Annotated in this window: 21 protein-coding genes, 1 pseudogene and 1 riboswitch; of the genes and pseudogenes, 15 read left to right on the top strand and 7 right to left on the bottom strand. The window is 71.3% G+C overall.

What is annotated here, in order from left to right; genetic code table 11:
* The first annotated feature begins 18 nt into the window (after positions 1–18).
* The gene (locus ABIE44_RS14905; RefSeq protein ID WP_209715934.1) at positions 19–174 is read left to right on the top strand and encodes a hypothetical protein; all 156 of its coding nucleotides are present in this window, start codon (positions 19–21) and stop codon (positions 172–174) included.
* On the opposite strand, the gene ABIE44_RS14910 is transcribed toward ABIE44_RS14905, so the two are convergent.
* Positions 171–656 carry a DUF2505 domain-containing protein gene (locus ABIE44_RS14910; RefSeq protein WP_209715931.1) on the bottom strand — a complete coding sequence of 162 codons (486 nt, stop codon included), beginning with the start codon at positions 654–656 and terminating at the stop codon, positions 171–173. The genes ABIE44_RS14905 and ABIE44_RS14910 overlap by 4 nt on opposite strands.
* The gene (locus ABIE44_RS14915; protein WP_209715928.1) at positions 653–1,132 is read right to left on the bottom strand and encodes a DUF2505 domain-containing protein; all 480 of its coding nucleotides are present in this window, start codon (positions 1,130–1,132) and stop codon (positions 653–655) included. The genes ABIE44_RS14910 and ABIE44_RS14915 overlap by 4 nt, the downstream gene beginning before the upstream one ends.
* Before the next feature lie 31 nt (positions 1,133–1,163).
* Between ABIE44_RS14915 and ABIE44_RS14920 the strand changes: the two genes are divergently transcribed.
* The 4 genes from ABIE44_RS14920 to ABIE44_RS14935 all read left to right on the top strand — a co-directional run bounded on the left by ABIE44_RS14920 (position 1,164) and on the right by ABIE44_RS14935 (position 9,287).
* Positions 1,164–1,982, top strand: a complete 819-nt coding sequence (locus ABIE44_RS14920) for a tryptophan 2,3-dioxygenase family protein (protein ID WP_354438120.1) — start codon at positions 1,164–1,166, stop codon at positions 1,980–1,982.
* 140 nt (positions 1,983–2,122) lie between these two features.
* Positions 2,123–6,970 carry an NAD-glutamate dehydrogenase gene (locus ABIE44_RS14925; RefSeq protein ID WP_354438122.1) on the top strand — a complete coding sequence of 1,616 codons (4,848 nt, stop codon included), beginning with the start codon at positions 2,123–2,125 and terminating at the stop codon, positions 6,968–6,970.
* 35 nt (positions 6,971–7,005) lie between these two features.
* Complete coding sequence (locus tag ABIE44_RS14930) at positions 7,006–8,409, top strand: amidase (protein WP_209715917.1); 1,404 nt, start codon at positions 7,006–7,008, stop codon at positions 8,407–8,409.
* The gene (locus tag ABIE44_RS14935; protein WP_354438124.1) at positions 8,406–9,287 is read left to right on the top strand and encodes an SDR family NAD(P)-dependent oxidoreductase; all 882 of its coding nucleotides are present in this window, start codon (positions 8,406–8,408) and stop codon (positions 9,285–9,287) included. The genes ABIE44_RS14930 and ABIE44_RS14935 overlap by 4 nt, the downstream gene beginning before the upstream one ends.
* On the opposite strand, the gene ABIE44_RS14940 is transcribed toward ABIE44_RS14935, so the two are convergent.
* The 4 genes and pseudogenes from ABIE44_RS14940 to ku form a co-directional block, all read right to left on the bottom strand.
* Positions 9,264–9,851: a class F sortase gene (locus ABIE44_RS14940; protein WP_209715913.1), complete on the bottom strand. Its 588-nt coding sequence runs from the start codon at positions 9,849–9,851 to the stop codon at positions 9,264–9,266. The genes ABIE44_RS14935 and ABIE44_RS14940 overlap by 24 nt on opposite strands.
* 86 nt (positions 9,852–9,937) lie before the next feature.
* Positions 9,938–11,170, bottom strand: coding sequence for a hypothetical protein (locus ABIE44_RS14945; RefSeq protein WP_209715910.1), 1,233 nt, complete (start codon positions 11,168–11,170; stop codon positions 9,938–9,940).
* Between the two features lie 191 nt (positions 11,171–11,361).
* Complete coding sequence (locus ABIE44_RS14950) at positions 11,362–11,736, bottom strand: hypothetical protein (protein ID WP_354438417.1); 375 nt, start codon at positions 11,734–11,736, stop codon at positions 11,362–11,364.
* 91 nt (positions 11,737–11,827) lie between these two features.
* Positions 11,828–12,301: pseudogene (gene ku, locus ABIE44_RS14955) on the bottom strand (non-homologous end joining protein Ku); the annotation flags it as partial.
* Positions 12,302–12,400: 99 nt separating this feature from the next.
* Here ku and ABIE44_RS14960 point away from each other — a divergent pair.
* Genes ABIE44_RS14960 through ligD (ABIE44_RS14990) form a run of 7 tightly spaced genes read left to right on the top strand, consistent with a single transcriptional unit; the run spans position 12,401 to position 20,076 of the window.
* Complete coding sequence (locus ABIE44_RS14960) at positions 12,401–13,597, top strand: efflux RND transporter periplasmic adaptor subunit (protein WP_209715904.1); 1,197 nt, start codon at positions 12,401–12,403, stop codon at positions 13,595–13,597.
* Entirely contained in the window at positions 13,594–14,313 is a 720-nt protein-coding gene (locus tag ABIE44_RS14965; RefSeq protein ID WP_209715901.1) for an ABC transporter ATP-binding protein, read from the top strand. Before ABIE44_RS14960 ends, ABIE44_RS14965 begins: the two co-directional genes overlap by 4 nt.
* The gene (locus ABIE44_RS14970; RefSeq protein ID WP_209715899.1) at positions 14,310–15,536 is read left to right on the top strand and encodes an ABC transporter permease; all 1,227 of its coding nucleotides are present in this window, start codon (positions 14,310–14,312) and stop codon (positions 15,534–15,536) included. The genes ABIE44_RS14965 and ABIE44_RS14970 overlap by 4 nt, the downstream gene beginning before the upstream one ends.
* Positions 15,537–15,594: 58 nt before the next feature.
* On the top strand, positions 15,595–16,539 hold the full coding sequence (locus ABIE44_RS14975; protein ID WP_209715896.1) for a hypothetical protein: 945 nt from the start codon (positions 15,595–15,597) through the stop codon (positions 16,537–16,539).
* Position 16,540: 1 nt separating this feature from the next.
* Positions 16,541–18,229 (top strand): HlyD family efflux transporter periplasmic adaptor subunit, encoded by a 1,689-nt coding sequence (locus tag ABIE44_RS14980; RefSeq protein ID WP_209715892.1) that lies wholly within the window; start codon positions 16,541–16,543, stop codon positions 18,227–18,229.
* Positions 18,230–18,256: 27 nt separating this feature from the next.
* Positions 18,257–19,189: a non-homologous end-joining DNA ligase gene (ligD, locus tag ABIE44_RS14985; RefSeq protein WP_209715889.1), complete on the top strand. Its 933-nt coding sequence runs from the start codon at positions 18,257–18,259 to the stop codon at positions 19,187–19,189.
* Positions 19,189–20,076, top strand: a complete 888-nt coding sequence (ligD, locus tag ABIE44_RS14990; protein ID WP_209715886.1) for a non-homologous end-joining DNA ligase — start codon at positions 19,189–19,191, stop codon at positions 20,074–20,076. Before ligD (ABIE44_RS14985) ends, ligD (ABIE44_RS14990) begins: the two co-directional genes overlap by 1 nt.
* Here ligD (ABIE44_RS14990) and ABIE44_RS14995 read toward each other — a convergent pair.
* Positions 20,073–20,843, bottom strand: a complete 771-nt coding sequence (locus ABIE44_RS14995; protein WP_209715883.1) for an HD domain-containing protein — start codon at positions 20,841–20,843, stop codon at positions 20,073–20,075. The genes ligD (ABIE44_RS14990) and ABIE44_RS14995 overlap by 4 nt on opposite strands.
* Positions 20,844–20,902: 59 nt before the next feature.
* A riboswitch (SAM riboswitch) is annotated at positions 20,903–21,017 on the top strand.
* 27 nt (positions 21,018–21,044) lie between these two features.
* Here ABIE44_RS14995 and ABIE44_RS15000 point away from each other — a divergent pair.
* The 3 genes from ABIE44_RS15000 to ABIE44_RS15010 all read left to right on the top strand — a co-directional run bounded on the left by ABIE44_RS15000 (position 21,045) and on the right by ABIE44_RS15010 (position 24,645).
* Positions 21,045–22,379 carry an aminotransferase class V-fold PLP-dependent enzyme gene (locus ABIE44_RS15000; RefSeq protein ID WP_354438128.1) on the top strand — a complete coding sequence of 445 codons (1,335 nt, stop codon included), beginning with the start codon at positions 21,045–21,047 and terminating at the stop codon, positions 22,377–22,379.
* 88 nt (positions 22,380–22,467) lie between these two features.
* Entirely contained in the window at positions 22,468–23,802 is a 1,335-nt protein-coding gene (locus ABIE44_RS15005; RefSeq protein ID WP_209715876.1) for a dicarboxylate/amino acid:cation symporter, read from the top strand.
* 39 nt (positions 23,803–23,841) lie between these two features.
* Entirely contained in the window at positions 23,842–24,645 is an 804-nt protein-coding gene (locus ABIE44_RS15010) for a hypothetical protein (protein ID WP_209715873.1), read from the top strand.
* The last annotated feature ends 56 nt before the right edge of the window (positions 24,646–24,701 follow it).

The following is a 24,701-nucleotide window of genomic DNA, read 5'->3' on the forward strand; positions in this document are numbered from 1 at the left end:
AGCGGGGATACTGGGGGGATGACCGCCCCGCAGATCGCTCTGGTGACCGCTGAGCACCTCGGCAAGCTGCACCCGTTCGAGCACGCGGTCGTGCTCGTCCTGGCGTTCGGGCCGATCCTGCTGCTGGCGATCACGATCAGGATCGCGCGCAAGCGGGCCGAGGAGGACGACTAGCGGGCGAGCCAGTCCCGTCCGACCTTGTTCTCGGCGCGCAGGGCCTTGCCGAGCATGTCGCCGATGAGGCCCTCGATCTTGCCGCCGACCAGCGGGATCGAGGCCTTGACCTCGACCTCGACGACCTCGGTGACGCCTCCGTCGACCTCGGTGAGCGTGACCGTGCCCTTCATGTCCCCGGGTTTGCCCGGGATGGTCACGTGCAGGCTGGCCAGCGTCGGGGACGTCCACGACTCCGACTGGACGATGTTGATCTCCTCGCCGACGAACTTGCGGGCGAAGGACGGCACCTCGGTCGCCGGACGGTGCTGGTCGACCGTGACGTCCATGCCCACGGCGGTCGGGGTGATCGTCACCTCGCGACGGGGGAAGCGCTGGAACTCGCACACCGCGTCGCGGAACGCAGGATCGGACAGCATCGCGTAGACGGCCTCGGAGGTGGCGCCGTCGTACCGGAGTTCGTGGCGGACCCGCTTGCTCATCGCTCGCCCGCCAGCCACGCGGCGCCGGCAGCCTGCTCCTTGGCCAGGCCCTCCTTGTAGAGCTCCAGGACCAGCTTCTCCAGCTTGCCGCCGATCAGCGGGACGCTGGCCTTCACGTCCAGGTCGTAGGTCAGCACGCTGCCGGAACCCTTCTCGGTCACGGTCGCCGTGCCGTTGATGCTGGTCGGCTTCCCGGGGGTGTCCACGGTGTGCGACGCGCTCGCACCGCTCCACACCGTGGTGGTGATCGCCTGGGTGGAGTCGCCCACGAACTTCTTCGCGAACGACGGCACGCCGGCAACAGCCTGCTCCTGGTCGATCCGGATCCGGGTGGCAGCACCGTCGGCCTCGACGGTGGCCACGCTGGAGATGGCACCGGTGGCGACGGCCACCTTGTCCCAGTACGCGGGGTCGGTGAGCATGGCGAGCACGGCGGCGGGCGCGGCGTCGTAGGCGAGTTCGTGGCGAAGCTTCATGGACACATCATGGGGGATTACGTTGGACGACGTGAACACCCCCGAGAACTTCGTCAGCTTCGGCGAGGACGGCGCGCTGCTGACCTACGGCTCCTACCTGCGACTCCCGCAGCTGCTGGACTCCCAGCACCTCGAGTCGGACCCGCCCGCGCACGACGAGCTGCTGTTCATCACGATCCACCAGGTCTACGAGCTCTGGTTCAAGCAGCTGCTGCACGAGGCGGAGACCGTCCGGGACGCGCTGATCGGCACGGCGGCGGCCAGCGGCGGGCGCGACCTCTGGTTCGCGCGGCACCTGCTGACCCGGATGCACGTCATCGAGCGCGTGCTGGTGCAGCAGGTCGACGTGCTGGAGACGATGACGCCGCAGGACTTCCTGGAGTTCCGGCAGCGCCTCGCCCCGGCCAGCGGTTTCCAGTCGGTGCAGTTCCGCGAGCTGGAGTTCCTCTCCGGCGCCAAGGACGGCGGGTACGTCGACCGGTTCAAGGGGCTCACCCCCGAGGAGAACGACCGGCTGGCCCGCCGGCTGGCCGAGCCGTCGCTGTGGGACGGCCTCGTGCACGTCCTCGGCGAGGCGGGCCTGGACACCTCCTCGGACGAGGCGATCACGGCCTCCCTGCGCCGGGTCGCCCACGACCGGTCGTCGTACGCCGACATCTGGGGCCTGGCCGAGGCGCTGCTCCAGCACGACGAGCTCGCGGCCGCCTGGCGCGCCCGGCACGTGGTGATGGTCGAGCGGATGATCGGCGCCAAGTCCGGGACGGGCGGCTCCTCGGGTGCCGGCTACCTGCGCAGCCGCCTGCCGATGAAGTACTACCCCCTGCTGTGGGAGCTGCGCTCGGCCCTCTGAGAGCAGACCGGTGTCCGCCAGTCTCCGGCGACCCGCAGGGACCCCCCGGTGGTTGTTCGGGAACGCCGGTGGTCCTAGCCTCGAAGGGGATGGCACAACGGCGTGCCACCGGATCTCTGGAGGCGGTACTCGGAGTGCCCATGTCCACCGACGACAGCAAGGCCGACCTGCTCGCGCGGCTCTGCGACTACGCCCGGTCCCAACCCGACGCCGGCGTCCCGGTCTCGCTGGCCGTGGCCACCCGCGCGTACTACCGGCACGCGGCGCCCGAGGACCTGCTGGACCGCACCGAGGCCGACCTGTACGGCGCGGTCGCGCACCACCTGCAGACGGGTGCGCAGCGCCGCGAGGGCACCGCGACGGTCCGGATCTTCACCCCGTCGGCGGCGACCGACGGCTGGTCGGCGACCGGGCGGACGGTGGTCGAGGTCGTCACCGACGACATGCCGTTCCTGGTGGACTCGGTGATGATGGCGCTCGACCGGGCCGGCAGCGCGGTGCACCTGGTGCTGCACCCCCAGCTCGTCGTACGACGTGATCCCGCGGGCGACCTGGTCGACGTGCTCGACGACAGCGCCGACCGGACCGACACCAGTGCGCACGAGCTGGCCCGGGAGTCCTGGATGCACCTGGAGATCGACCGGGTCGCCGAGGACGAGGTCGAGCCGCTGACCCGCACCCTGGAGAAGGTGCTCACCGACGTCCGCGAGGCCGTCGAGGACTGGCCGCGGATGAAGCACCAGCTCCACGACGTGATCGCCGACCTGGAGCAGTCCCCGCCGCCGCTGGCGACCGCCGAGGTCGCCGAGAGCATCGCGTTCCTGCGCTGGCTGGCCGAGGACCACTTCACCTTCCTCGGCTACCGCGAGTACCGGTTGGAGGGCGACGACAGCGGGGCCCGTCTCGTCGCGGTCACCGGCACCGGCACCGGCATCCTGCGCGCCGACCCGGCAGCGCCGCGCCCGCTCCTGGGGCCGGTCGCGGAGAAGGCCGGTGAGCAGACCCTCCTCGTGCTCACCAAGGCCAACAGCCGGGCCACCGTGCACCGTTCGGTGTTCCTCGACTACGTCGGGGTGAAGACGTTCGACGCCGACGGGCGCGTCACCGGCGAGCGCCGGTTCCTCGGCCTGTTCTCCTCCGCCGCGTACGCCGAGTCGGTCACCCGGATCCCGCTCGCACGGGTCAAGGCCCGCCAGGTGATCGAGGCTGCCGGGTTCGAGCCGATGAGCCACGCGGCGAAGACGATGATGGACGTGCTGGAGAGCTACCCGCGCGACGAGCTGTTCCAGACGCCGGTGGCCGAGCTGGTGCCGATCGCCGAGACGGTGATGCACACCCGCGAGCGCCGTCAGCTCAAGCTGTTCGTGCGGCCCGACGTCTACGGGCGGTTCTGGTCCTGCCTGGTGTACCTGCCGCGGGACCGCTACAACACCGCCGTCCGCGAGAAGATCGCCGCCACCCTGCTCGATGCGCTGGACGGCGACTCGATCGAGTTCACCGCCCAGGTCGGCGACTCCTTCGCCGCGCGGCTGCACTTCACCGTGCGCCCGGCCCCCGGGGTCCCCCTGAGTGAGGTCGACCAGGCCGAGCTGGAGCGTCGCTGCGCCGCGATCGCGCGCTCCTGGCGCGACGACCTGGCGGCCGCCGTCGCGACCCGGTACGGCGACGAGCGTGGTGCGGCGCTCGCCCGGAAGTACGCCCACAGCTTCCCCGAGTCCTACAAGGACGACTACCCGGCCGACGTCGCCGCCGTCGACCTCGGACGGCTGGAGGAGATCGAGGGGGAGGACGGCATCGCGCTGTCGCTCTACCGCGAGCCGGACGCCGCGACCGGCGAGGTCCGGTTGAAGGTCTACCGGATCGGACCCCCGATCTCGTTGTCGCGGATGCTCCCGATCCTCGCCGCGATGGGCGCCGACGTGGTCGACGAGCGTCCCTACGAGCTCGAGGAGGTGCCGCGGCCCTCGCACGTCTACGACTTCGGACTGCGCTACGGCCAGGGTCTGCCCGACGGCGCGCACGAGCTCTTCGCCGACACCGTGGAGGCTGTCTGGCACGGTCGCACCGAGTCCGACGGCTTCAACGCGCTGGTGCTCGCGGCCGGGCTCACCTGGCGCCAGGCGATGCTGCTGCGCGCCTACGCCCGGCACATGCGCCAGGCCGGGACGCCGTTCGCCCAGGAGACGCTGTCGGACGCGCTGGCGGGCAACGTCGACATCGCGCGGTCGCTGGTCGCCCTGTTCGAGGCGCGCTTCGACCCGGCCGCCGAGGAGGGTCGCCAGGAAGCCAGCGCCAAGCTCACCGAGCGAGTCACCACCGCCCTGGACGACGTCACCAGCCTGGACGACGACCGCATCCTGCGCGGCTACCTGACCGCGATCAACGCGACCCTGCGCACCAACTTCTTCCAGAACGACGCCGAGGGCCGGCAGCACCCGTACGTCGCCCTGAAGTTCGACCCCCAGGCCATGCCCGAGCTGCCCGAGCCTCGACCGAAGTTCGAGATCTTCGTGTACTCCCCGCGCGTCGAGGGTGTGCACCTGCGGTTCGGGTCGGTCGCCCGGGGAGGCCTGCGCTGGTCGGACCGGCGCGACGACTTCCGCTCCGAGGTGCTCGGCCTGGTCAAGGCGCAGATGGTGAAGAACACCGTCATCGTCCCGGTCGGGGCCAAGGGCGGCTTCTACGCCAAGAACCTCCCGGACCCGGGTGACCGCGAGGCCTGGATGGCCGAGGGCATCGCCTGCTACCGCACCTTCATCGCGGCGCTGCTCGACGTCACCGACAACCTCGCCGAAGGGCCCGAGGGCAGCACCGTCGTCCCCGCGCGCGACGTGGTCCGCCACGACCCGGACGACACCTACCTGGTGGTCGCGGCCGACAAGGGCACGGCCACGTTCAGCGACATCGCCAACGAGGTCGCCGCCGAGTACGGGTTCTGGCTCGGTGACGCCTTCGCCTCGGGCGGCTCGGTGGGGTACGACCACAAGGCGATGGGCATCACCGCCCGCGGTGCCTGGGTCTCGGTGCAGCGGCACTTCCGCGAGATGGGCATCGACTGCCAGCACGAAGACTTCACCTGCGTGGGTGTCGGCGACATGTCCGGCGACGTCTTCGGCAACGGGATGCTGTGCTCCGAGCACACCCGGCTGGTGGCCGCGTTCGACCACCGCGACATCTTCCTGGACCCCGATCCCGACGCCGCGACGTCGTACGCCGAGCGCCGCCGGCTCTTCGACCTGCCCCGGTCCTCGTGGAAGGACTACGACACCGCGCTGATCTCCGAGGGCGGCGGCGTCTTCCCGCGCTCGGCCAAGTCGATCCCGTTGAGCCCGCAGGTCCGCGCCGCCCTCGGCGTCACCGAGGAGGCGATGACCCCGGCAGCGCTGATGCGAGCGATCCTGCTCGCGCCGGTCGACCTGATCTGGAACGGCGGCATCGGCACCTACGTGAAGGGCGCGGCGGAGACCGACGCGGACGCCGCGGACAAGGCCAACGACGCCATCCGGGTCAACGGCGGTGAGCTCCGGGCGCGCTGCGTGGGGGAGGGCGGCAACCTCGGCTTCACCCAGCGCGGCCGGATCGAGTACGCGACCGAGGGTTGCGGTGGTGAGGGCGGTCGGATCAACACCGACTTCATCGACAACAGCGCCGGCGTGGACACCTCCGACCACGAGGTGAACATCAAGATCCTGCTCGACCGGGTGGTCCGGCAGGGAGACCTCGACACCGAGCAGCGCAACACCCTGCTGGCCTCGATGACCGACGAGGTCGCCGCCCTGGTGCTGGCCGACAACGACGCCCAGAACCTGGCGCTGGCCAACGGGGAGGCGCAGGCGCCCGCCCTGCTGCACGTGCACGAGGACTGGATGCGGGCGCTGGAGCGGCGCGGCCTGCTGAACCGCGAGCTGGAGGCGCTGCCGACCCGCCGCGAGGTGGCGGCCCGAATCGAGCGCGGTGAGGGCCTCTCCGGACCCGAGCTCTCGGTGCTGATGGCCTACACCAAGATCGTGCTGGCCGACGAGCTGCTCACCACGGACCTCTCCGACGACCCGTTCCTGCGCGGCGACCTGTTCTCCTACTTCCCCCAGCCGCTGCACCAGGACTACCGCCGGCAGATGGAGGACCATCCGCTGCGCCGCGAGATCGTCGTGACCCAGCTGGTCAACCAGCTCGTCAACGACGCCGGGACGACGTACCTGCACCGGCTCGGCGGGGAGACCGGGGCCGGCGTCCGGGAGCTGACCATGGCGCACTTCCTGTCCCGCGAGATCTTCGGGGCCAAGGCGGTGCTGGCCGAGATCGCGACCTTCGACAACCGGCTCGACGCCGGGCTGCAGACCCGGATGCGGATCGAGGTCCGCACCCTGGTCGAGCGGGTCAGCCGCTGGCTGGTGAACAACCGTCGGCTGCCGCTGGACAGCGAGGCCGTGGTGGGCGAGTTCGAGGTCACCGCCGAGCGGGTCATGGCCGCGCTCCCCGACGTCATGACCGGCTCCGAGCTGGCCGCCTTCGAGGCGCGTCGGGACGCGCTGGTGAAGGCCGACGTCCCGGTCGAGCTCGCCGTGCGGGTGGCCGTCTGCCCGCCGGCGTACATGGTCGTCGGGATCGTCCAGAACGCCTCCCGCGCGGACGCCGACCCGATCGAGGTGGCCCGGCTGCACTTCGCGATCGGGGAGGTGCTCGGCCTGCCCGCGCTGGTCACCCGCATCCTGGCGCTGCCGCGGCACGACCGCTGGCAGACGATGGCGCGGGCCACCCTGCGCGACGACCTGCACACGGTGCACGCCCAGCTGACCGCGCAGGTGCTCGGCGGGGCGGACCCGGGCAGCGACGTCGCGACGATGGTCGCGAGCTGGACCGCGGAGGAGGAGTCGGCGCTGGAGCGGGCGGGTGAGGTCTTCGCGGAGATCTGCAACGACGACGACGCGGACCTGGCCCGGATGTCGGTCGCGCTGCGGGTGCTCCGGTCGCTGCTGAGCACACCGTGAGGCGACACCCTGAGGCGGGCCGCTAGGTTTGCCCCATGTTCGACGCTGACTCCTCGGCCACCGAGACCGTCCGGCTCACCACCTCCGGTGAGGTCACCGCCGCCGAGGTGACCGAGGCCGCGCTGTCGCGCATCGAGAGCCGCAACCCCGGGCTGAACGCGTTCTCCGCCGTGCTCGCCGAGCAGGCCCGCGCCCGGGCCCGTGAGCTCGACGCTCAGCGGGCCGCCGGGGCCGCGCTGGGCCCGTTGCACGGCGTACCGATCGGCATCAAGGACGAGCTGGACGTCGAGGGCTGCGTGACCACCTTCGGAGGCCGCGGCAACGTCACCCCGGCGGCCGCCGACGGCGAGGTCGTACGCCGCCTGCGCGCCGCGGGCGCGGTCATCATCGGCAAGACCCGGATGCCGGAGTTCGGGCAGTGGCCGTTCACCGAGTCCCTGGACGGCGGCATCACCCGGAACCCGTGGGACCGGGCGCACACCCCGGGCGGCTCCAGCGGCGGTACGGCCGCCGCCGTGGCGTCGGGAATGGTCCCGGTTGCGATCGGGGGCGACGGAGGCGGCTCGATCCGGATCCCGGCGGCGTACTGCGGGCTGTTCGGCCTGAAGCCGTCCCGCGGTCGGGTCAGCAGCAACCCGGTGCCGCACCTGTGGTGGGCCCTGGGGACCACCGGCCCGCTGACCCGGACGGTGGCCGACTCCGCGCTGGTCTACGACGTCATCCGCGGCAACGTCGCGGGCGACCGGTACCGGCTCGAGGAGCCCGCGACCAGCTTCAGCGCCGCCGCGGGCACGGCGCCCGGGCGCCTGCGGATCGGCTGGTCCAACGTGCCGGTGACCAAGGGCGTGAAGCCGGCCCGGGCGCACGCCCGGGCGGTCGAGGACACCGCTCGGCTGCTCGCCGACCTGGGCCACGAGGTCCGCGAGATCGACCCTCGCTACCCGGACCCGACGGCCGCCTTCGTCCCGCAGTTCCTCGCCGGCGTCCGGACCGAGGCCGACGCCGTGGAGCGGTACGCCGACCTGGAGCCGCGCACCCGGGAGACCTACCGGCTGGGCACCTGGGTGACCCCCCAGGTCCTGGAGAAGGCGCTCGCTGCGGGGGACCGGGTGGCCGAGCGCGCCAACCGTCTCTTCGACGACCTCGACGTGGTCCTCTCGCCGACGATCGGCCCGCGACCTCGCCGCGTCGGTGCGCTCGCCCGGGGAGGCACCATCGCGATGACGCTGAGGTCGCGCCCGGTGGTGGCCTGGACGGCCCTGTGGAACGTCACCGGCAACCCGGCCGCCTCGGTCCCCACCGGGATCGGTGAGGACGGCCTCCCGGTCGCGGTCCAGCTGGTCGGGCGGATCGGCGACGAGACCACCCTGCTCTCGCTCTCCGCCCAGCTCGAGCAGGTCCGCCCGTGGCCGCTGCTCCCCCCGCAGGCGCAGCAGTGAGCCTTCCTGGGAACCTGCTGATCACGCCGCGCGCGTTCGTGCGCCGGCACGTCCTCTCCCGCGTCGTCGACCTGCCCAGCCCGCTGGCGGGGCGGACCGTGATGATCACCGGTGCCTCCTCGGGCATCGGTGAGGCCGCGGCGCACGCGGTCGCGGCCCGGGGCGCGCACGTGCTGCTGGTCGCCCGACGGACCGACGAGCTGGAGCGCGTGCGAGACGAGGTCGTGGCCGCCGGGGGAGCGGCGTCGGCGTACCCCGCGGACCTCACCGACGGCGACTCGGTCGACGCGCTGGTCGCGGCCGTCCTGGCCGAGCACGGCAGCGTGGACATGCTGGTCAACAACGCCGGCCGTTCGATCCGCCGGTCGCTGGAGTACTCCTACGACCGGATGCACGACTTCGAGCGGACCATGGCGGTCAACTACTTCGGCCCGGTCCGGCTGACCCTGGGGCTGCTGCCCGCCATGCGCGCCCAGAAGTTCGGCCACGTGGTCAACGTGGTCACCTGGGGCGTGCAGATCAAGGCGCCGCGGTTCGCGGCGTACATCGCCTCGAAGACGGCGCTGGACTCGTTCGCCCGGATCGCCGGGCGCGAGGCGTACGCCGACAACGTCACGTTCACCAACATCCGGCTCTCGCTGGTGCGCACCGGCATGATCGCGGCCACCGACGCCTACGACCGCTCGCCCGCGAGGACGCCGGAGCAGGCCGCGGCGTGGGTCGTGCGAGCGCTGGAGGACCGCCCGCTGACGATCAGCACGGCCGTGGGCAGCATCGCGGAGGTGCTCAACCTGGTGGCGCCGCGCCTGATGGACGCGGTGGCCTGGGTCGGCTCGAGCCGGTTCCCGGACTCCTCAGCGGCGCGCGGAGAACGTTGAGTCGCTGTCGGCCTTGTCGCCCGAGCCGTTGCGGACCCCGAGCTCGTCGGCGAACACGATGATGTTGCTGGTGTACTCGGTGCCGGTCCAGCCGGTGCAGGTGACCAGCACCAGCCGGTAGTCCTTGCGGTCCTGGCTGAACAGCTCCTGCTTGTGCTTGGCCAGCTGGGCCTTGGTGTAGACGAAGATCTTGGTGGCCGCGTAGTCGATCGTGCCGAGCTTGGTCTTGATCTGGACCAGGGCTCCCGGGCGCAGGTCGCCGAGCCGGTTCATCACGCCGCCACCGGTGTGCACCGTGTGGCCGGTGACCAGGGTCTGGCCCGAGGTCGCTCCCGGACGGGCGCTGCGCTTCCACCAACCGACCTCGTGGACGTCCTCCGGCGGGCTGAGGACACCGTCGGTGGCGATCTCGATCGGGACGATCGGGGATTTCAGGTCGATCGAGGGAACGATCAGCTGCTCGGGGTTCGCGGGCTTGCCGAGCGGGTGGTACTGCGAGGAGTCCCCGTAGCCGGGGCCGTCGGTGCCGGCTCCCGGTGAGGGAATGGCAAAGCCGGCGATCACCATCGTGAGGATGAGAACGAAGAGTCGTTTGCTCAGTCCTCCGACGCGATCGCCGGCTTTGCCTTGCTTCACTTAGTTAAGCAGTGTCACTTGGTGAGCATCCGGCGGTAGCCGATGAGGCCCGCCGTACCCGCCAGCATCATCAGCGCGGCCGTGGCCACGAGGACGTCGCGAGCGGTGTTGTTGCCCTGGCCCGAGACACCCGAGTCGACCACGGTCGGCACGTCGGGGGTCGGGTCGTCGGTCGGCGTCGGGGACGGCGTGGCCGCCTTCTTGCCGTTCGGGCCGCAGGACACGGTGCCGATCTGGGCGGCGATCAGCGAGCTGCCGGTGAACTGGGCCGCTGCGGGCAGCAGGTCCAGGTCGAGGGCGGTCACGGTGATCGTGTCAGCGGTCTTGGTCTGCTTGTTCAGCGTGATGTCGAGGATGTTGTCCTCGAGCGGCGACAGCGCGTCGGCCACCTGGGCGACCAGCGTGTTGACCAGCTGGGTCTGAACGGTGTCGACGACCGTGGCCAGCGGGGCGGCCAGACCGTCGAGGGTCTCGTTCAGGTCGACCTTCACGCCGTCCAGGACCGCGTTGAGCACGGCGTCCAGGTCGGTGAGGACGTGGGTGTTCGGCGGCGGGTTGGCCGGCAGGTTCACCAGGTCGATGTCGGTGCCCGCGACGCTCAGCGTGAGCTTCGAGTCGACGATGTTCGCGCCACCCTCAGCGGTACCCGGAGCAGCGGTGCAGTGCGCGTAGACGGCGCCGAGCGAGCCACCGAGACCGGTGTTGCCCAGCGGAGCCAGCGCGCCGGAGATGGCGCTCGTGATCGGACCCAGCAGGTCGCCGAGGAGACCGTTGAGGGCCGACAGCCCGCCGATCGCGGAGGTCGGGTCGATGACCGTGGTGCCGGTCAGGTCCAGGTTGGCGATGTTCAGGCCGACCGGGTCGCCCGGGGTGAGGCAGTTGGAGTCACCGACGTTGGCGCCGAAGCCGGCACCCTCACCTGCGACACCACCACACGCGGCGGACGTGCCGTCGCCGTTGTCGGCGACCTTGGCCTGCGCCTCCTGGGCGAGGACACCGATGTTGAGGAGGTTCTGGTTGCCCAGGACGCCGACGACCGGGTTGGTCTCGCCCGTCTTGGTCTCGTCATCTCCGTCGTTGGTGGCCTTCACGGTGCCCGAGCTGATCGGGCTTCCGCCGATGGCCAGCGTCAGGGCGTTCGAGCTCGCCTGCGACACAGGGGCCGCGGCGAAGACTGGAGCGATGGCGAGCATCGAGACGGTGGCCGCCCCCATGATCGCGCCGAATCGCAGCACTCGTCGGTTCAAGATGGTTCCTCCCGGCAGGGCACCGCACTCGTCGCGACGCCGTGATGATGAACTGCTGGTGCTCCTCTTTGAGCACCCGCCATTCTGGCCTGATCGTAGGGTGTTTGGCACTGGTGTTGCAAAATATGACGCAGGTTACACGTCTAAATCACGCCAAAAGCGTTGGTAACCGGATTTTGGTGCTGATTCGGTCAGGACGCCTTCTTCGCAGACTTCTTGACGGCCTTCTTCGCCGTCTTCGAGGTCTTCTTGGCAGCAGTGCCCTTCTTCGCCGCTGTCGATGCCTTCTTGGCCGTCTTCTTCGCGGCCCGCGGAGCTGACTTCTTGGCGGCGGGCGCGTCGTCGGTGCTCTCGCCGCGGGCGGTCTTCGCCGCGTCCACGCTCCGCTGGAGCGCGGCGAGCAGGTCGATGACCTCGCCCGTGCTCTTCTTCGCCGCCGGGGCGGACTTCACCTCGCCGCCCTCGATCTTGGCCTTCACCAGCGCCTCGACCGCCTCGCGGTAGTCGTCCTCGTACTCGTCGGGGTCGAAGTCGCCGGCCAGCGTCTCGACCAGCATCGAGGCCATCTTGGCCTCGGCGGGCTTGCGCGTCGTCGACGTCGACCGCTCCGAAGTCGGGTTTCCGGATCTCGTCGGGCCACATCATCGTCTGGAGCACGATGACGTCCTCGCGCACCCGCAGGACGGCCAGGGACATCCGGTTGCGGAGGGAGACGGTCACCAGCGCCATCCGGTCGGCGTCCTCGAGGGCCTGGCGCAGCAGTGCGTAGGGCTTGGCGCCGGTCTTCTCGGGCTCGAGGTAGTAGGACTTCTCGAAGAGCATCGGGTCGATCTGCTCGCTGGGGACGAACTTCTCGACACTGATCTCCCGGCTGCTCGTCGCGGGCAGCTCGGCCATGTCGGAGTCGTCGAGGATGACCATCTCGCCGTCCTCGGTCTCGTAGCCCTTGGCGATGTCGGCGTACGCGACCTCCTCGCCGTCCAGGGAGCAGATCCGCTGGTACTTGATCCGGCCGCCGTCCTTGGCGTGCACCTGCCGGAAGGAGATGTCCTTGTTCTCGGTCGCCGAGTACAGCTTGACCGGGACGCTCACCAGCCCGAAGGAGACGGCACCCTTCCAAATTGCGCGCATGTCCCAAGGATGGACCGCGCAGCCAAGGCGCGCCACCTCACAGGCTCCTCACATTCTCCGCCGACCGACCGCACAGGCGGCCCGACCAGGGTCGGGGCCATGGGTACGAGAGAGAAGCAGGGCTTCGGCGCGCGGCTGCGCGCGGTCCGTCGACGGTGGTGGGCGGCGCTGGCCGCGCTGGTCCTCGTGCTGGCCGGCGCGGGCACGTGGTTCATGACCGCGGGCGCCAGCGAGGACGACAACACCACCACGATCACCTCCACGGTCGCGAAGGGGACCTACAAGACCACCGTCTCCGCCACCGGCACCATCACCCCGAAGCGGGACGAGGACGTCGCCTTCACCTCCTCGGGCACCGTCACCTCGGTCCAGGTCGAGGTCGGCGACAAGGTGGTCAAGGGGGACGTGCTCGCGAAGATCGACGACGACGCCCTGATCGCCCAGCGCGAGGCCGCGGAGTCCCAGGTGACCGCGGCCCAGACGCAGCTCGACGAGGACTCCGGGAGCTCCTCGACCCAGGTCGCCGCAGACGAGGCGTCGCTGGCGAGCGCGAGGTCGCAGCTGGCCGACGCCGAGGACGCCGTCGAGAACGCCACCCTGCGGGCGCCGTTCAGCGGCACCGTCTCGGCCGTCGGCTACGAGGTCGGTGACCAGGTCGGGGGTTCCGGCGGCGGGGCGGACCCGTCCGGGTCGGACACGACCGCGGCGATCACCGTGATCTCCCCGAAGAAGCTGCTCATCGACGCGAACGTGTCCTCCTCCGACGTCACGCGGCTCAAGAAGGGCCTCCAGGCCGAGATCACCCCGACCGGGGGCAACGAGACGGCGTACGGCGTGGTGACCGAGGTCGGCGTCATCGCCACCGCCTCGGACACGGGCGCGGCGCAGTTCCCGGTGACCGTCGAGGTCACCGGGGAGACCACGGGTCTGTACCCGGGCGCCAGCGCCACCGTCGAGATCACCGTGAAGCAGGCGACCGACATCATCGCGGTGCCGACGGCCGCGGTGCGGACCGACGACGCCGGCAAGGCCTACGTGTACGTCGTCAAGAGCGGCAAGCGCACCAAGACCACCGTCGCGCTGGGCGAGGTCTACGGCGCCCAGACCGAGGTCACCTCCGGGATCAAGGAGGGCGACGTCATCGAGGTCATCTCGATCACCGGGCGGCGCGGGACCGGCAGCGGCGGAGGCAACCGGAACGGCGGGGGTGAGTTCCCCGGCGGCGGCAACTTCCAGCTTCCGGCGGGCGGCGCCCCCGGCGGCGGCCCCGTCGTCATCCAGGGGAACCCCGGATGAGCCCCCGGCAGTCGGGTGGGCGGAGTGCCGTCATCTCGTTGGAGGGAGTGCGGAAGACGTACGCCACCGGAGCGGTGTCGGTCGAGGCCCTGCGCGGCATCGACATCGAGATCTCCGCGGGCGAGTACGTCGCCATCATCGGGCCCTCGGGTTCCGGCAAGTCGACCCTGATGCACATCCTCGGCTGCCTCGACGTCCCGACGGAGGGCCGCTACGAGCTCGCCGGGCGCGACGTCAGCGACCTCGAGGAGTCCGAGCTCGCGCTCATCCGCAACCGGGAGATCGGGTTCGTGTTCCAGCAGTTCAACCTGCTCGCCGACTCCACCGCGCTGCGCAACGTCGCCCTCCCGCTGGTGTACGCCGGCGTACCGGCGGCCGAGCGGGAGGAGCGCGCCCGGCGCGCGCTGGAGCGGGTCGGCCTGGCCGACCGTGCCGATCACAGGCCCGGCGAGCTGTCGGGCGGTCAGCAGCAACGGGTGGCCGTGGCCCGGGCGCTGGTCTCCGAGCCGTCGCTGATCCTCGCCGACGAGCCGACCGGGAACCTGGACTCGGTCTCGACCGAGGACGTGCTCGGCCTGTTCCGCGAGCTGCACGACGCGGGCCGCACGATCGTGCTCATCACCCACGACCACGAAGTCGCCGAGGTCGCCGACCGGGTCATCACCCTCCGCGACGGGCTCGTGACCGAGGCTGCAACGGCAGGCGCGATCGCATGAGCTGGGTCGAGACACTTCGCACGGCCGCTTTCGCGGTGCTGGCCCACCGGCTGCGCTCGCTGCTGACGCTGCTCGGCATCGTCATCGGCATCTCCTCGGTGGTGCTCACCGTCGGCTTCGGCCTGGGCGCGCAGGACAAGGTGCGTTCGCAGATCGACTCGCTCGGCTCCAACCTGCTCATCGTCTCCCCGGGCAGCAGCACCGGGAGCGGCGGCGTCCGCGGTGGCTTCGGTTCCTCGACCACGCTGACGCTGGCCGACGCCGAGGCGCTGGCCGATGCGGACGTGGCGCCGGACATCGCCGCGGTCGCCCCCGCGACCTCGACGTCGACGTCGCTGACCAACGGCACCACGAACTGGACCTCCAAGGTCGTCGGCACGACGGTCAGCTGGCAGGACGTCCGCGCCCGCAAGCTGTCCTCGGGCCGGTTCTTCACCCAGGACGAGATCGACCGGGCCGCCGACGTGGCCGTGCTCGGCCCGGACACGGTCGATGAGCTGTTCAACGGCCGCGACCCGGTGGGCGAGACCGTGACGGTCAACGGCACCGCGCTGACGGTGATCGGCGTGCTCGACGTCTCGGGCGCCAGCTCGGACGACGCCAACGAGGACGACCTCGCGGTTGTCCCGATCACCACCGCGCAGCGGCTCTCCGGCGCGACCAGCACCGCGGTCGCCTCCATCTACGTGGAGGCGAGGAGTGCTGAGACGCTGTCCGCCGCCTACCAGGAGGTCAACGCGGCCCTGCTGACGGCGCACGACGTGAGCGCGAGCGAGGCGGACTTCTCGATCGCGACGCAGGACGCGCTGCTCGACACCGCCAACTCGACCAACCGGACGATGACGATCCTGCTCGCCGGGGTCGCCGCGATCTCGTTGCTGGTCGGCGGCATCGGCGTCATGAACATCATGCTGGTCTCGGTGACCGAGCGGGTCCGCGAGATCGGCCTTCGCAAAGCGCTCGGAGCCACCCCGTCGGCGATCCGTCGCCAATTCCTCATCGAGGCCTCGCTGCTCGGCATCACCGGCGGCGTCATCGGCTCGGCGGTCGGCGTGGTCGGGGCTCTGGTCCTGCCGAGCATGATCGACCAGCCGGTCAGCATCTCAGCGGTCGCGATCGTCGCCGCACTGGCCGTCGCCCTCGGACTTGGCGTCGGTTTCGGGGTCTACCCGGCCGACCGGGCCGCTCGGCTGACTCCGATCGACGCGCTCAGGAGCGAGTGATGCGCGTCCCCACCGACCTCCCGTCCATCCCACCTGCATCCACCCCGAGGAGAACCCGATGAGCCCGAACCAGCTGATGTCCCTGTCCCCGAAGATGAGCCCGGCGGTGGCCCGCCGGATCGCGGCCGCGTGCGGAGCCGGTGTCCTGCTCGTCGGCGCGGCCGGCTGCGGCAGCTCGGACAGCGGCACGCCGACCGGTAGCACCCAGAACGAGGGTGCGCAGACCAGCCAGAACGGCAGCGGCCCGACCGGCCAGGGTCAGCTCCCGGGGGCGGACGGCAAGGTCGCCGCCGTCGTCGACACCACCGCCCAGGTCCAGGGCCAGAACGGGCAGGTCGCCGTCACCTGGAACGGCTCGACGACCTTCACCCAGCAGGTCGAGGCCCGGCTGGCCGACGTCGAGGTCGGCACCTGCGTCGTCGTGCAGTCCGCGAGCAGCGCGGCGGACGACAGCTCCGAGGCTCCGACCGAGGCGGCCGCGACGTCCGTCCGGATCGCCCCGAAGGGGGCCGACGGCACCTGCGCCGCAGGTCTGGGCGGGGGTGGCCCGCGGCTGAGCACCAACGGCGGGCAGCCGCCGTCCGGCTTCCCCTCGGGTGCTCCCACGGACGTACCCGGCGGCGGCAACGGCGGCCCGCGGATGCGCGCCTTCGGCGGCGCGGTCGGCGAGGTCACCGCGGTGAGCGCCGGCGGATTCACGGTGAAGTCCTCGGTGCCGCAGCTCGACGGGAGCGCGCCGAGTGCAGGGAGCACGCCGAAGGTCAGCGAGACCAGCGTTGCGGTCACGGTCAGCAGTGCGACGACCTACACCACCACCGGCAAGGCGACGGCAGCGGACGTCAAGGTCGGCAGCTGCCTGCGGGCCCAGGGCGAGACCGACGACACCGGAGCGGTGACCGCGAAGACCATCGCGCTCAGCCCGGCCGTCGACGGCGAGTGCACCTCCGGCTTCCGCCGCGGCACCGCCGGTGACGGCCCCGAGCAGAACAGCCAGGAGTCCTGACGTGCGACTCCCGAAGAGGCTGAAGCTGCCGGCGGTGGTCGCGGCCGGCGTGATCCTGGCCGGCGGCGGCACGGTGTACGCCGTCGCCGGCGCCGAGGACACCCCGTCGTACCGGACGGTGCGGGCGACCGAGGGCGACGTCGAGCAGACCCTGTCGCTGACCGGGCTGGTCGACGCGGCGCAGCGGGCCGACCTCGCGTTCGGCACCGACGGCACCGTGGCCAAGGTCAAGGTGGCGCAGGGTGACACGGTGAAGGCCGGCCAGGTCATCGCGACCCTGGAGACCGGTGACCTCGACGCTGCCGTCACCGAGGCGAAGGCGACGCTGGCCAAGGCGAAGGCCCAGCTGGAGTCCGACCAGGACGCCCAGACCTCCAGCGTCGAGCAGGCGGGCTCGCCGCAGCCGTCGGGGAGCAGCAAGCCCAGCGGCAGCAGCAAGCCCAGCGGCAGCAGCGGGGGTGGGAACACCTCGGGCACGTCAACCGCGGTGCTGAAGAAGCTCAAGGAGCAGCAGCAGGCCGTGCTCGAGGCCCAGAGCGCAGCGTCGGCCGCGTTGGCAGCGGCACACGACGCGCTTGCTGCCCAGACCTCTGCATGTGCCGACGCTTACCAGGAGCCGTCAGGCCAACCGACCGACGGCACCGGTACCCCGACCACCGATGCGGCGACCGATGCGGCGACCGACTCGACGGCCAACGACGCCTGCGACGCGGCCCTGGCTGACGTCCAGGCGAAGCAGGACGCGGTCAAGGACGCCCAGGACGCGTTGGCCGACGCCTTGGCGACCCTGACGAAGACGCTCGGCGGCGCGCTCGGGACGGTGTCCAGCACGCCGGCCGTCGCGGCCAGGACCTCGGCGAAGACCGCAGCGACGACGACGGCGGCGACGACGGACACCCCCTCCTCGAACGGGTCGTCGAACGGGTCCTCGCAGGGCGGCACCGTGACGGCCGCACGGCTCGCATCCGACCAGGCGCAGATCGACCAGGCCGAGGCCGACCTGGTCAGCGCGAAGGCCGACCGCGCCCAGGCCGTGCTTCGTTCCACCCGGAGCGGGACGGTCGCCTCGCTCGACCTGACGAAGGGTGACCAGGTCGCGGCCGGCACCGCGGTCGCCGTCGTGGTCGGCGGGAAGTCGGTCACCCTGACCGGCACGGTCGCGGAGACCGACGTCGAGAAGGTGCAGGTCGGCCAGGTCGCGCGGATCAGTGTCGCGGGGTCCTCCACCACGACGCAGGGCACCGTGACGGCGATCGGGATGACCGCGGACAGCTCCAGCGGCAGCACCACGTACCCGGTCACCGTCACGGTCGAGGATCCGGCGATCGCTCTCCCGAGCGGATCGCGGGCCCAGGTCGCCGTGGTCCTCTCGACGGTCGACGACGTCGTCACGGTCCCGATCTCGGCGATCACCAGGAACGGGGACAGCGCCGTGGTCCGGGTCTGGAACGGCACCAAGCTGACCAGCACCCGGGTGACCCTCGGAGCGGTCGGTGCGCGCACCGCCCAGGTCGACGGCATCGAGGCGGGCACGGAGGTCGTCCTCGCCGATGTCGACCAGGCGATCTCGGGCGCCAGCTCCGAGCTGAACCAGCGCGGGAACTTCGGTGGTCCCCCGGGCGGCGGCACCTTCACCTTCCGCAACGGCGGTGGCAGCGGAGGCGGCCCGAGGACCAGCATCCAGCGCTGAGTGTCACCAGCGGGCAAGATGGTCCGCATGAAGCCGATGCTCGCAACCCGGGGGGACCACGTCCCCACGGGTCGCGAGTGGGTCCACGAGGTGAAGTGGGACGGCATCCGTGCCCTGGTGGACGTCGCCCGGGGCCAGGTCCGCATCACCACCCGCAACGAGAACCAGGTGGCCGTCGCCTATCCCGAGCTCGCCGGGTTGGGTCGGCTGGGCCACGACCTGCTGCTGGACGGGGAGATCGTGGCGCTCGGGTCCGGGGTGCCGTCCTTCAGCGACCTCGCCGACCGGATGCACGTGCGCGACGCCGCCAAGGCGGCCCGGCTCGCGCAACGCAACCCGGTGACGCTGCTCGCCTTCGACCTGCTCCGCCTCGACGGGGAGGACCTCACCGGGCGGCCCTGGTCCGAGCGCCGCGCAGCGCTCGAGGCGCTAGGTCTCGACGACCCGGCCTGGCAGGTCCCGCCGACGTACGACGACGGGGCTGTGCTGCTGGAGGCCGCCGAGGCCCAAGGGCTCGAGGGCATCGTGAGCAAGAGGGTGTCCGCGCGCTACCACCCCGACCGCCGCAGCAAGGACTGGCTCAAGTTCCCGATCAGGCCTACCGGCTCCTACGTGGTCGGCGGCTTCCGCTACGAGACCGGGAGCAGCTCGCGCCTGGGAGCGGTGCTGGTGGGGGAGCCGACCGCTGACGGTCTCGCCTTCCGCGGCCGGGTCGGGTCGGGCATCGCGGGGAAGGCCGGTCAGGCACTCGGTGGACTGCTGGCAGACCTGGTGGCCGAGGCCTCTCCGTTCTCCCACGACGTCCCGCGGGTGGATGCGACCGGCACCGTCTGGGTACGGCCCGAGATCATCGTGGACGTGCAGTACCTGACCCTGACCAACGACGGCCGCCTGCGGCAGCCGGCGTACAGGGGTGTGCGCACGGACCTGACGGTCGCTGATCTCGGGGGCGACCTCTGATGCCGGCGCACGAGCGGGTCGAGGTCCAGGTCGAGGTCGACGGGCGGGTGCTGACCCTGGTGAACCTCGACAAGGTGATGTACCCGAGGACGGGGACCACCAAGGGTGAGGTGCTCAATTACTACGCACGCATCGCGCCCCGGCTGCTGCCGGTGCTCGAGGACCGGGCGGTCACGCGGATCCGGTGGCCGCACGGCACCGGCGACAAGAGCTTCTTCGAGAAGAACGTGCCCGGCGGGACCCCGAAGTGGGTCCGCGTCGTGACCGTGCCGACGTCGGGGTCGCGCACCGCCGACCGCGAGGACGGCGAGCTGCGGTTCCCGGTGGTCGACTCGCTGGCGACGTTGACGTGGTTGGTGAACCTCGCCGCCCTGGAGCTGCACGTGCACCAGTGGACGGTCGACGCGCAGGGGCGGCCGGTGAACCCGAACCGGATGGTGATCGACCTCGACCCGGGTGAGCCGGCCGGACTGATGGAGTGCTCCCAGGTCGCGCTCATGGTCCGCGAGCGCCTGGCCACCGACGGGCTGGAGACGCGCGCCGTCACCAGCGGCTCCAAGGGCGTCCACCTGTACGCCGACCTGGACGGGAAGCGCACCAGCGACGAGGTCCGCGACTACGCGAAGGGGATCGCGGAGGAGCTGGAGGCCGAGCACCCGAAGCTGGTCGTGAGCCAGATGGCGAAGGCCCGCCGCAGCGGGAAGGTGTTCTTCGACTGGTCGCAGAACGTCGGTGCGAAGACGACGATCGCGCCGTACTCGCTGCGTGGGCGGGAGTTCCCCACGGTGGCAGCACCGCGTACCTGGGACGAGATCGAGGCGGGTGCCGAGGACCCGCTGGGCCTGGAGCAGCTCCGGTTCGAGGACGTGCTGGAGCGGGACGGCTAATCCTTGAAGGCGGTACGCCGCGCGATCTGCATCATCCCGAGTCGACGCATCAGTCCGGCGCGGGTCCCCGGGTGGGACTCGTCGCGGAAGTGGTGCAGGCTCTCGAGCCAGCCGGTGCGCGGGTGCTTGGCCAGCACGGCGGCGATCGCCGCGGGGTCGATCTCGTCGTACCGCTGAGCGATGACGTCGAGCCCGGCGGCCGCCTGCAACAACCGAGCCTCGTCGGTGTGCTCGGGGCCCACCGTGATGTTGACGTGCAGCGAGATGGCATCCGCGGCGACGGTCGCGCGGTCGTCCGGCCAGCCCTGCGCACGCGTCCAGTCGCGCGCGACCTGACCGCCGCGGGCGGCGAAGCACGGCATCGCTGTGGAGGAGGCGTACTTCTCGCCCCACGTGATGTCGTGCAGCAGGCAGGCGACGTAGGTGATCTCCGGGTCGGGGGAGAGGCCGTCGCGCCCGGCCAGCATCATCGCCCAGTAGTACATCCGCTGCGAGTGCTGGACGACCGGGTCGGCGACGCTGTCGCGCGCCTCCTCCTCGGCGGCCCGCGCGATCGCCGAGTCCGGGACCTCGATCGCGTCGACGTCGAAGACCGAGGCGTCCGGGCGGGCTCGCCCCCGCAGCGCGCGCACCGCGCCCGGCGTCGAGACGGCGATCGTGCGCAACGCCTTCGCGGACTCGCGGACCTGCTCGGCAGCGGTGAGCCGGCCGTTGACGGCTTCGGCCCAGGCCAGGGTCCCGTACGCCGGGGACTGGTGCGTACTCATGCGGCTGAGCATGCCAGGTGGCGAATTGACACCTAAGTCGAGTGTGTTAGTGTTCTTTCTGTCACGAGTACTGGTGCGAAGCCCCGGCTGGCCAGTCGGCAACCCTCCTCCGCGGTGGGGTGCCCCGGGTGAAGACGTGGCCCGCTGCGAGGTGCAGCCGGGCAAGTGCGGACTCTCGGGTCCCGAACCATGGAGGACCTGATGACTGCCGCCGCGCCGCCGACGGACGTACGACCCCTGGCCGAGCTGGTCGGGGCCGAGGAGAAGGTGCCGCTGGTCACCGACGGCTACGCCCGCTACGTGAACCTCGACCTCGCCGCGAGCGCCCCGGCTCTCGCCTCGGTGGCCGACCGAGTCTCCGAGTTCCTGCCGTCGTACTCCAGCGTCCACCGTGGCGCCGGGTACGCCTCGATGGTGAGCACCGCGGCGTACGAGGCCGCGCGGGTCACCATCGGTGCCTTCGTCGGTGCCCGGGAAGCCGACGTGGTCCAGGTCGTGCGCAACACGACCGACGCGTTCAACCTGCTGGCCACGGCGGTTCCCGCCACCCCAGAACGTCAGGACGTCGTCCACCTCGACCTCGAGCACCACGCCAACCTGCTGCCCTGGGCCACCCGTGGTCGCGTGGTCGCGGCTGCCGACACGCTCGTCGGGACGCTCGCCGCGCTGGAAGCCGAGCTGGCCCGTACGCCGGCAGCCCTGCTGACGGTCACCGGCGCGTCCAACGTCACCGGCGAGATCCTGCCGCTGGCCGAGCTCGCTGCCCTGGCGCACGCCCACGGCGCCCGGATCGCGGTCGACGGCGCCCAGCTGGTGCCGCACCGCCGGACCGACCTGGCGGCTCTCGACCTGGACTACCTGGCGTTCTCGGGCCACAAGCTCTACGCGCCGTACGGTGCCGGCGTGCTGATCGGTCGCCGCGACTGGCTGGAGGCGGCGCCGCCGTACCTGGCCGGTGGGGGAGCGGTCCGGCAGGTCACCCTCGAGGCGACCACCTGGGCGCCCACCCCGGCCCGTCACGAGGCCGGCACGCCGAACGTGGTCGGCGCCGTCGCACTCGCGGCTGCCTGCGAGGCCATCGCGGCGCTGCCCGACGGTGCGCTCGAGGCGCACGAGGCGGTGCTGCTCGACCGGCTGTCGGCAGGTCTCGGTGCGATCGACGGCGTCCGGCTGCTCCGGCTCTGGCACGGCGAGGTGCCGGCCGTCGGGCTGGTCAGCTTCGCCGTCGACGGCTACTCCGCCGAGGTGGTGGCGCACTACCTCTCCGCCGAGCACGGCATCGGTGTCCGGGACGGGCGCTTCTGCGCCCACCCGCTGCTCGAGCGGCTCAACGGCGGGCGGACGGCGGTCCGCGCCAGCCTCGGCCTGGGCTCCAGCGGCGAGGACGTCGACCGGCTGGTCGCAGCGATCAGCTCGTTGGTCACGACCGGGCCGCTGTGGACCTACGGAACAGACGGTCTGCCCTCGCCGGACCCGCGGCCGCTCCCGCCGTGGATCGCCAGCGACTCCCAGCCCCTGCGCGCCTGTCAGGCGTAGTCCCGCACCTCCACCGCCCTCAACGTCTCGGCGGCCTCAAAACTGCAGTAATCAAGTCGAAAAACTCACCTATCAAGGAGTCCCACCCGTGAAGTGGCCAGAACTGGCAGCCCTTGCCGCGGTCCTCGTCGTGTTCGTCGGCGTGCACCTGCTGCGGCGGCGCAAGCTCAACTTCAGCCTGCTCACCCTGCTCGCTCTCGTGGTCGGCATCCCCGTCGGTCTCGCCGCCCGCGGCCACGTCGAGTACGTCGCGCCGATCGGTCGGATCTACATCAACGTGCTGCTCGCCGTCGTCGGTCCGCTGATCGCGGTCGCGATCATCTCCAGCATCGTCTCGCTGGGCAGCATCGAGAAGCTCCGCACGATCGGTCTGCGCTCGGCCGGCTGGCTGCTGCTCAGCAACGCGATCGCCGTCGTGCTGGCGCTCGGCGCCGCGCTCGCGGTCGGCACGGGTACGGGGGTCAACGAGACCCTCGGCGGGGAGCAGCTCTCGGTGCTGCAGAACTCGGTCCAGGACTTCACCTCGGTGGTCGTGGACTTCTTCCCCTCCAACGTCGTCGGCGACTTCGGTGCGAACCACATCATCCCGATCATCATGATCTCGGTCGCCCTCGCGGTCGCCTACCTCGTGCTGCTGGAGAAGGACGCCGCCAAGGTCCAGCCGTTCGGCGACCTGGTCGAGGCCGCCAAGCTGGTGATCTTCAAGGCCGTCGGGTTCGTGATCGGTCTGACGCCGTACGCGATCGTGGCGCTGACCACGACGACGGTGGCCAACACGGCCGACCTCGGTGACAAGTTCTGGTCGCTGCTCGGTCTGCTGGGCCTGGCCTGGGCCACCTGCTTCGTGCACACGTTCGGGTTCAACGCGATCGTGCTGCGGGTCTTCGCCGACGTCTCGCCGTTGCGGTTCTTCCGCAAGCTCCTGCCCGCTCAGGTGACCGCCTTCACCACCCAGAGCAGCGTCGGCACGCTGCCGGTGACCACCGACGTCCTGACCACCAAGGTCGGCGTGCACCCGGAGATAGCGCACTTCACCGCGCCGCTGGGCACCACGATCGGCATGCCCGGCTGCGCCGGCATCTGGCCGATGCTGATCGCGGTCTGGGGGATCAACGCCTACGGGATCGACTACTCCCTCCAGGACTACCTGGTGCTGGCGCTGCTCGGCACCGTGGTCTCGATCGGGACGGCCGGCGTCCCGGGCACGGCGACCGTCGCCGCGGCGACCGTCTTCGCCGCCGCGGGCCTGCCGCTGGAGTTCATCGCGGTCACGCTCCCGATCAGCACGATCGCGGACATGGCCCGCACCGCCACCAACGTCACCGCGGCCGCCGTCAGCGCGACCGTCGTGGCCCGCCAGACGGGGTTGCTCGACGACGACGTCTTCGAGGACCGCGCCGCCGACCAGCTCACCCCTGCCTGATCCGAACCGTCACACCCTCACCTAGGAGAGAGAACAACCATGAAGCGCACCATCGCTGCCCTCGGGAGCACCGTCGGCCTGGCCCTGGCCACCCTCACGTTCGCGCCGTCGGCGCAGGCGATCACCAACCCGGCGGACAACCCGCGCCCGATCACCGTCAAGGGTGACGACGGCCAGACCTACCACGACGGCGAGGACACCCTCCCCGGCTACGATGACGAGCTCTGCACCTACATCCCGGGCGCGTACTTCGACTTCGACAACAACCGGGTCCGGTACGCCGACGGCCAGTCGATCCCGTGGACCGAGTGGGAGCGCGCCACCGGCTACGAGGAGTGGAAGGCCAACAAGGACAAGGGCAACCAGCCCGGCACCACGAAGCCGACCAAGTCGCCCACCAAGGGCAGCGGCTCGGGATCGGGCTCGGGATCGGGCTCCGGCTCGGCGTCCGGCTCGGGGACCAAGGGCTCGGGCAGCAACGGCTCGAAGGGGACCGGCTCGAAGGGCTCCAGCTCCTCGACCTCGCCCAGCGCCGGCGCCACCGCAGGTGCTACCCCCGGCGTCACGGGCGGGCCGACCGCCGGCGCGACCGATGCCGCCGGCAAGGCGACTGCCGGTTCGACCCCGACCGACGGCGCGACCGCGCTCGCGGCCGGCGGTCCGGTCGACGAGGTCAGCCTGGCCTCCGACGACTCCGGCTCCCGCTCCACCGAGGGCGGCGGCAGCTCCGCCGGCCTGCTGATCCTCGGCGGGCTCGCCGGTGCCGGTCTCCTCACCTTCGCCGGGTACTCCGTCCTCGGCCGCAAGCGCGCGGCCGCCAAGAAGGGAGCAGCGACGTCATGAGCCACCGATGTCGCCGCTGACCTGACCCGCGCACCGCACACCTCCGGGGGAGCACC

This window comes from Marmoricola sp. OAE513, from assembly GCF_040546585.1.
In the GTDB taxonomy this organism is placed as follows: Bacteria; Actinomycetota; Actinomycetes; order Propionibacteriales; family Nocardioidaceae; genus Marmoricola.

What these genes read in the sequence shown, in the direction of transcription:
- ABIE44_RS14905 (WP_209715934.1), top strand. Translation starts at nt 19, where the DNA reads ATGACCGCCCCGCAGATCGCTCTGGTGACCGCTGAGCACCTCGGCAAG.
- ABIE44_RS14910 (WP_209715931.1), bottom strand. Translation starts at nt 656, where the DNA reads ATGAGCAAGCGGGTCCGCCACGAACTCCGGTACGACGGCGCCACCTCC.
- ABIE44_RS14915 (WP_209715928.1), bottom strand. Translation starts at nt 1,132, where the DNA reads ATGAAGCTTCGCCACGAACTCGCCTACGACGCCGCGCCCGCCGCCGTG.
- ABIE44_RS14925 (WP_354438122.1), top strand. Translation starts at nt 2,123, where the DNA reads ATGTCCACCGACGACAGCAAGGCCGACCTGCTCGCGCGGCTCTGCGAC.
- ABIE44_RS14930 (WP_209715917.1), top strand. Translation starts at nt 7,006, where the DNA reads ATGTTCGACGCTGACTCCTCGGCCACCGAGACCGTCCGGCTCACCACC.
- ABIE44_RS14950 (WP_354438417.1), bottom strand. Translation starts at nt 11,736, where the DNA reads ATGGCCTCGATGCTGGTCGAGACGCTGGCCGGCGACTTCGACCCCGAC.
- ABIE44_RS14960 (WP_209715904.1), top strand. Translation starts at nt 12,401, where the DNA reads ATGGGTACGAGAGAGAAGCAGGGCTTCGGCGCGCGGCTGCGCGCGGTC.
- ABIE44_RS14965 (WP_209715901.1), top strand. Translation starts at nt 13,594, where the DNA reads ATGAGCCCCCGGCAGTCGGGTGGGCGGAGTGCCGTCATCTCGTTGGAG.
- ABIE44_RS14970 (WP_209715899.1), top strand. Translation starts at nt 14,310, where the DNA reads ATGAGCTGGGTCGAGACACTTCGCACGGCCGCTTTCGCGGTGCTGGCC.
- ABIE44_RS14975 (WP_209715896.1), top strand. Translation starts at nt 15,595, where the DNA reads ATGAGCCCGAACCAGCTGATGTCCCTGTCCCCGAAGATGAGCCCGGCG.
- ligD (WP_209715889.1), top strand. Translation starts at nt 18,257, where the DNA reads ATGAAGCCGATGCTCGCAACCCGGGGGGACCACGTCCCCACGGGTCGC.
- ligD (WP_209715886.1), top strand. Translation starts at nt 19,189, where the DNA reads ATGCCGGCGCACGAGCGGGTCGAGGTCCAGGTCGAGGTCGACGGGCGG.
- ABIE44_RS14995 (WP_209715883.1), bottom strand. Translation starts at nt 20,843, where the DNA reads ATGAGTACGCACCAGTCCCCGGCGTACGGGACCCTGGCCTGGGCCGAA.
- ABIE44_RS15000 (WP_354438128.1), top strand. Translation starts at nt 21,045, where the DNA reads ATGACTGCCGCCGCGCCGCCGACGGACGTACGACCCCTGGCCGAGCTG.
- ABIE44_RS15010 (WP_209715873.1), top strand. Translation starts at nt 23,842, where the DNA reads ATGAAGCGCACCATCGCTGCCCTCGGGAGCACCGTCGGCCTGGCCCTG.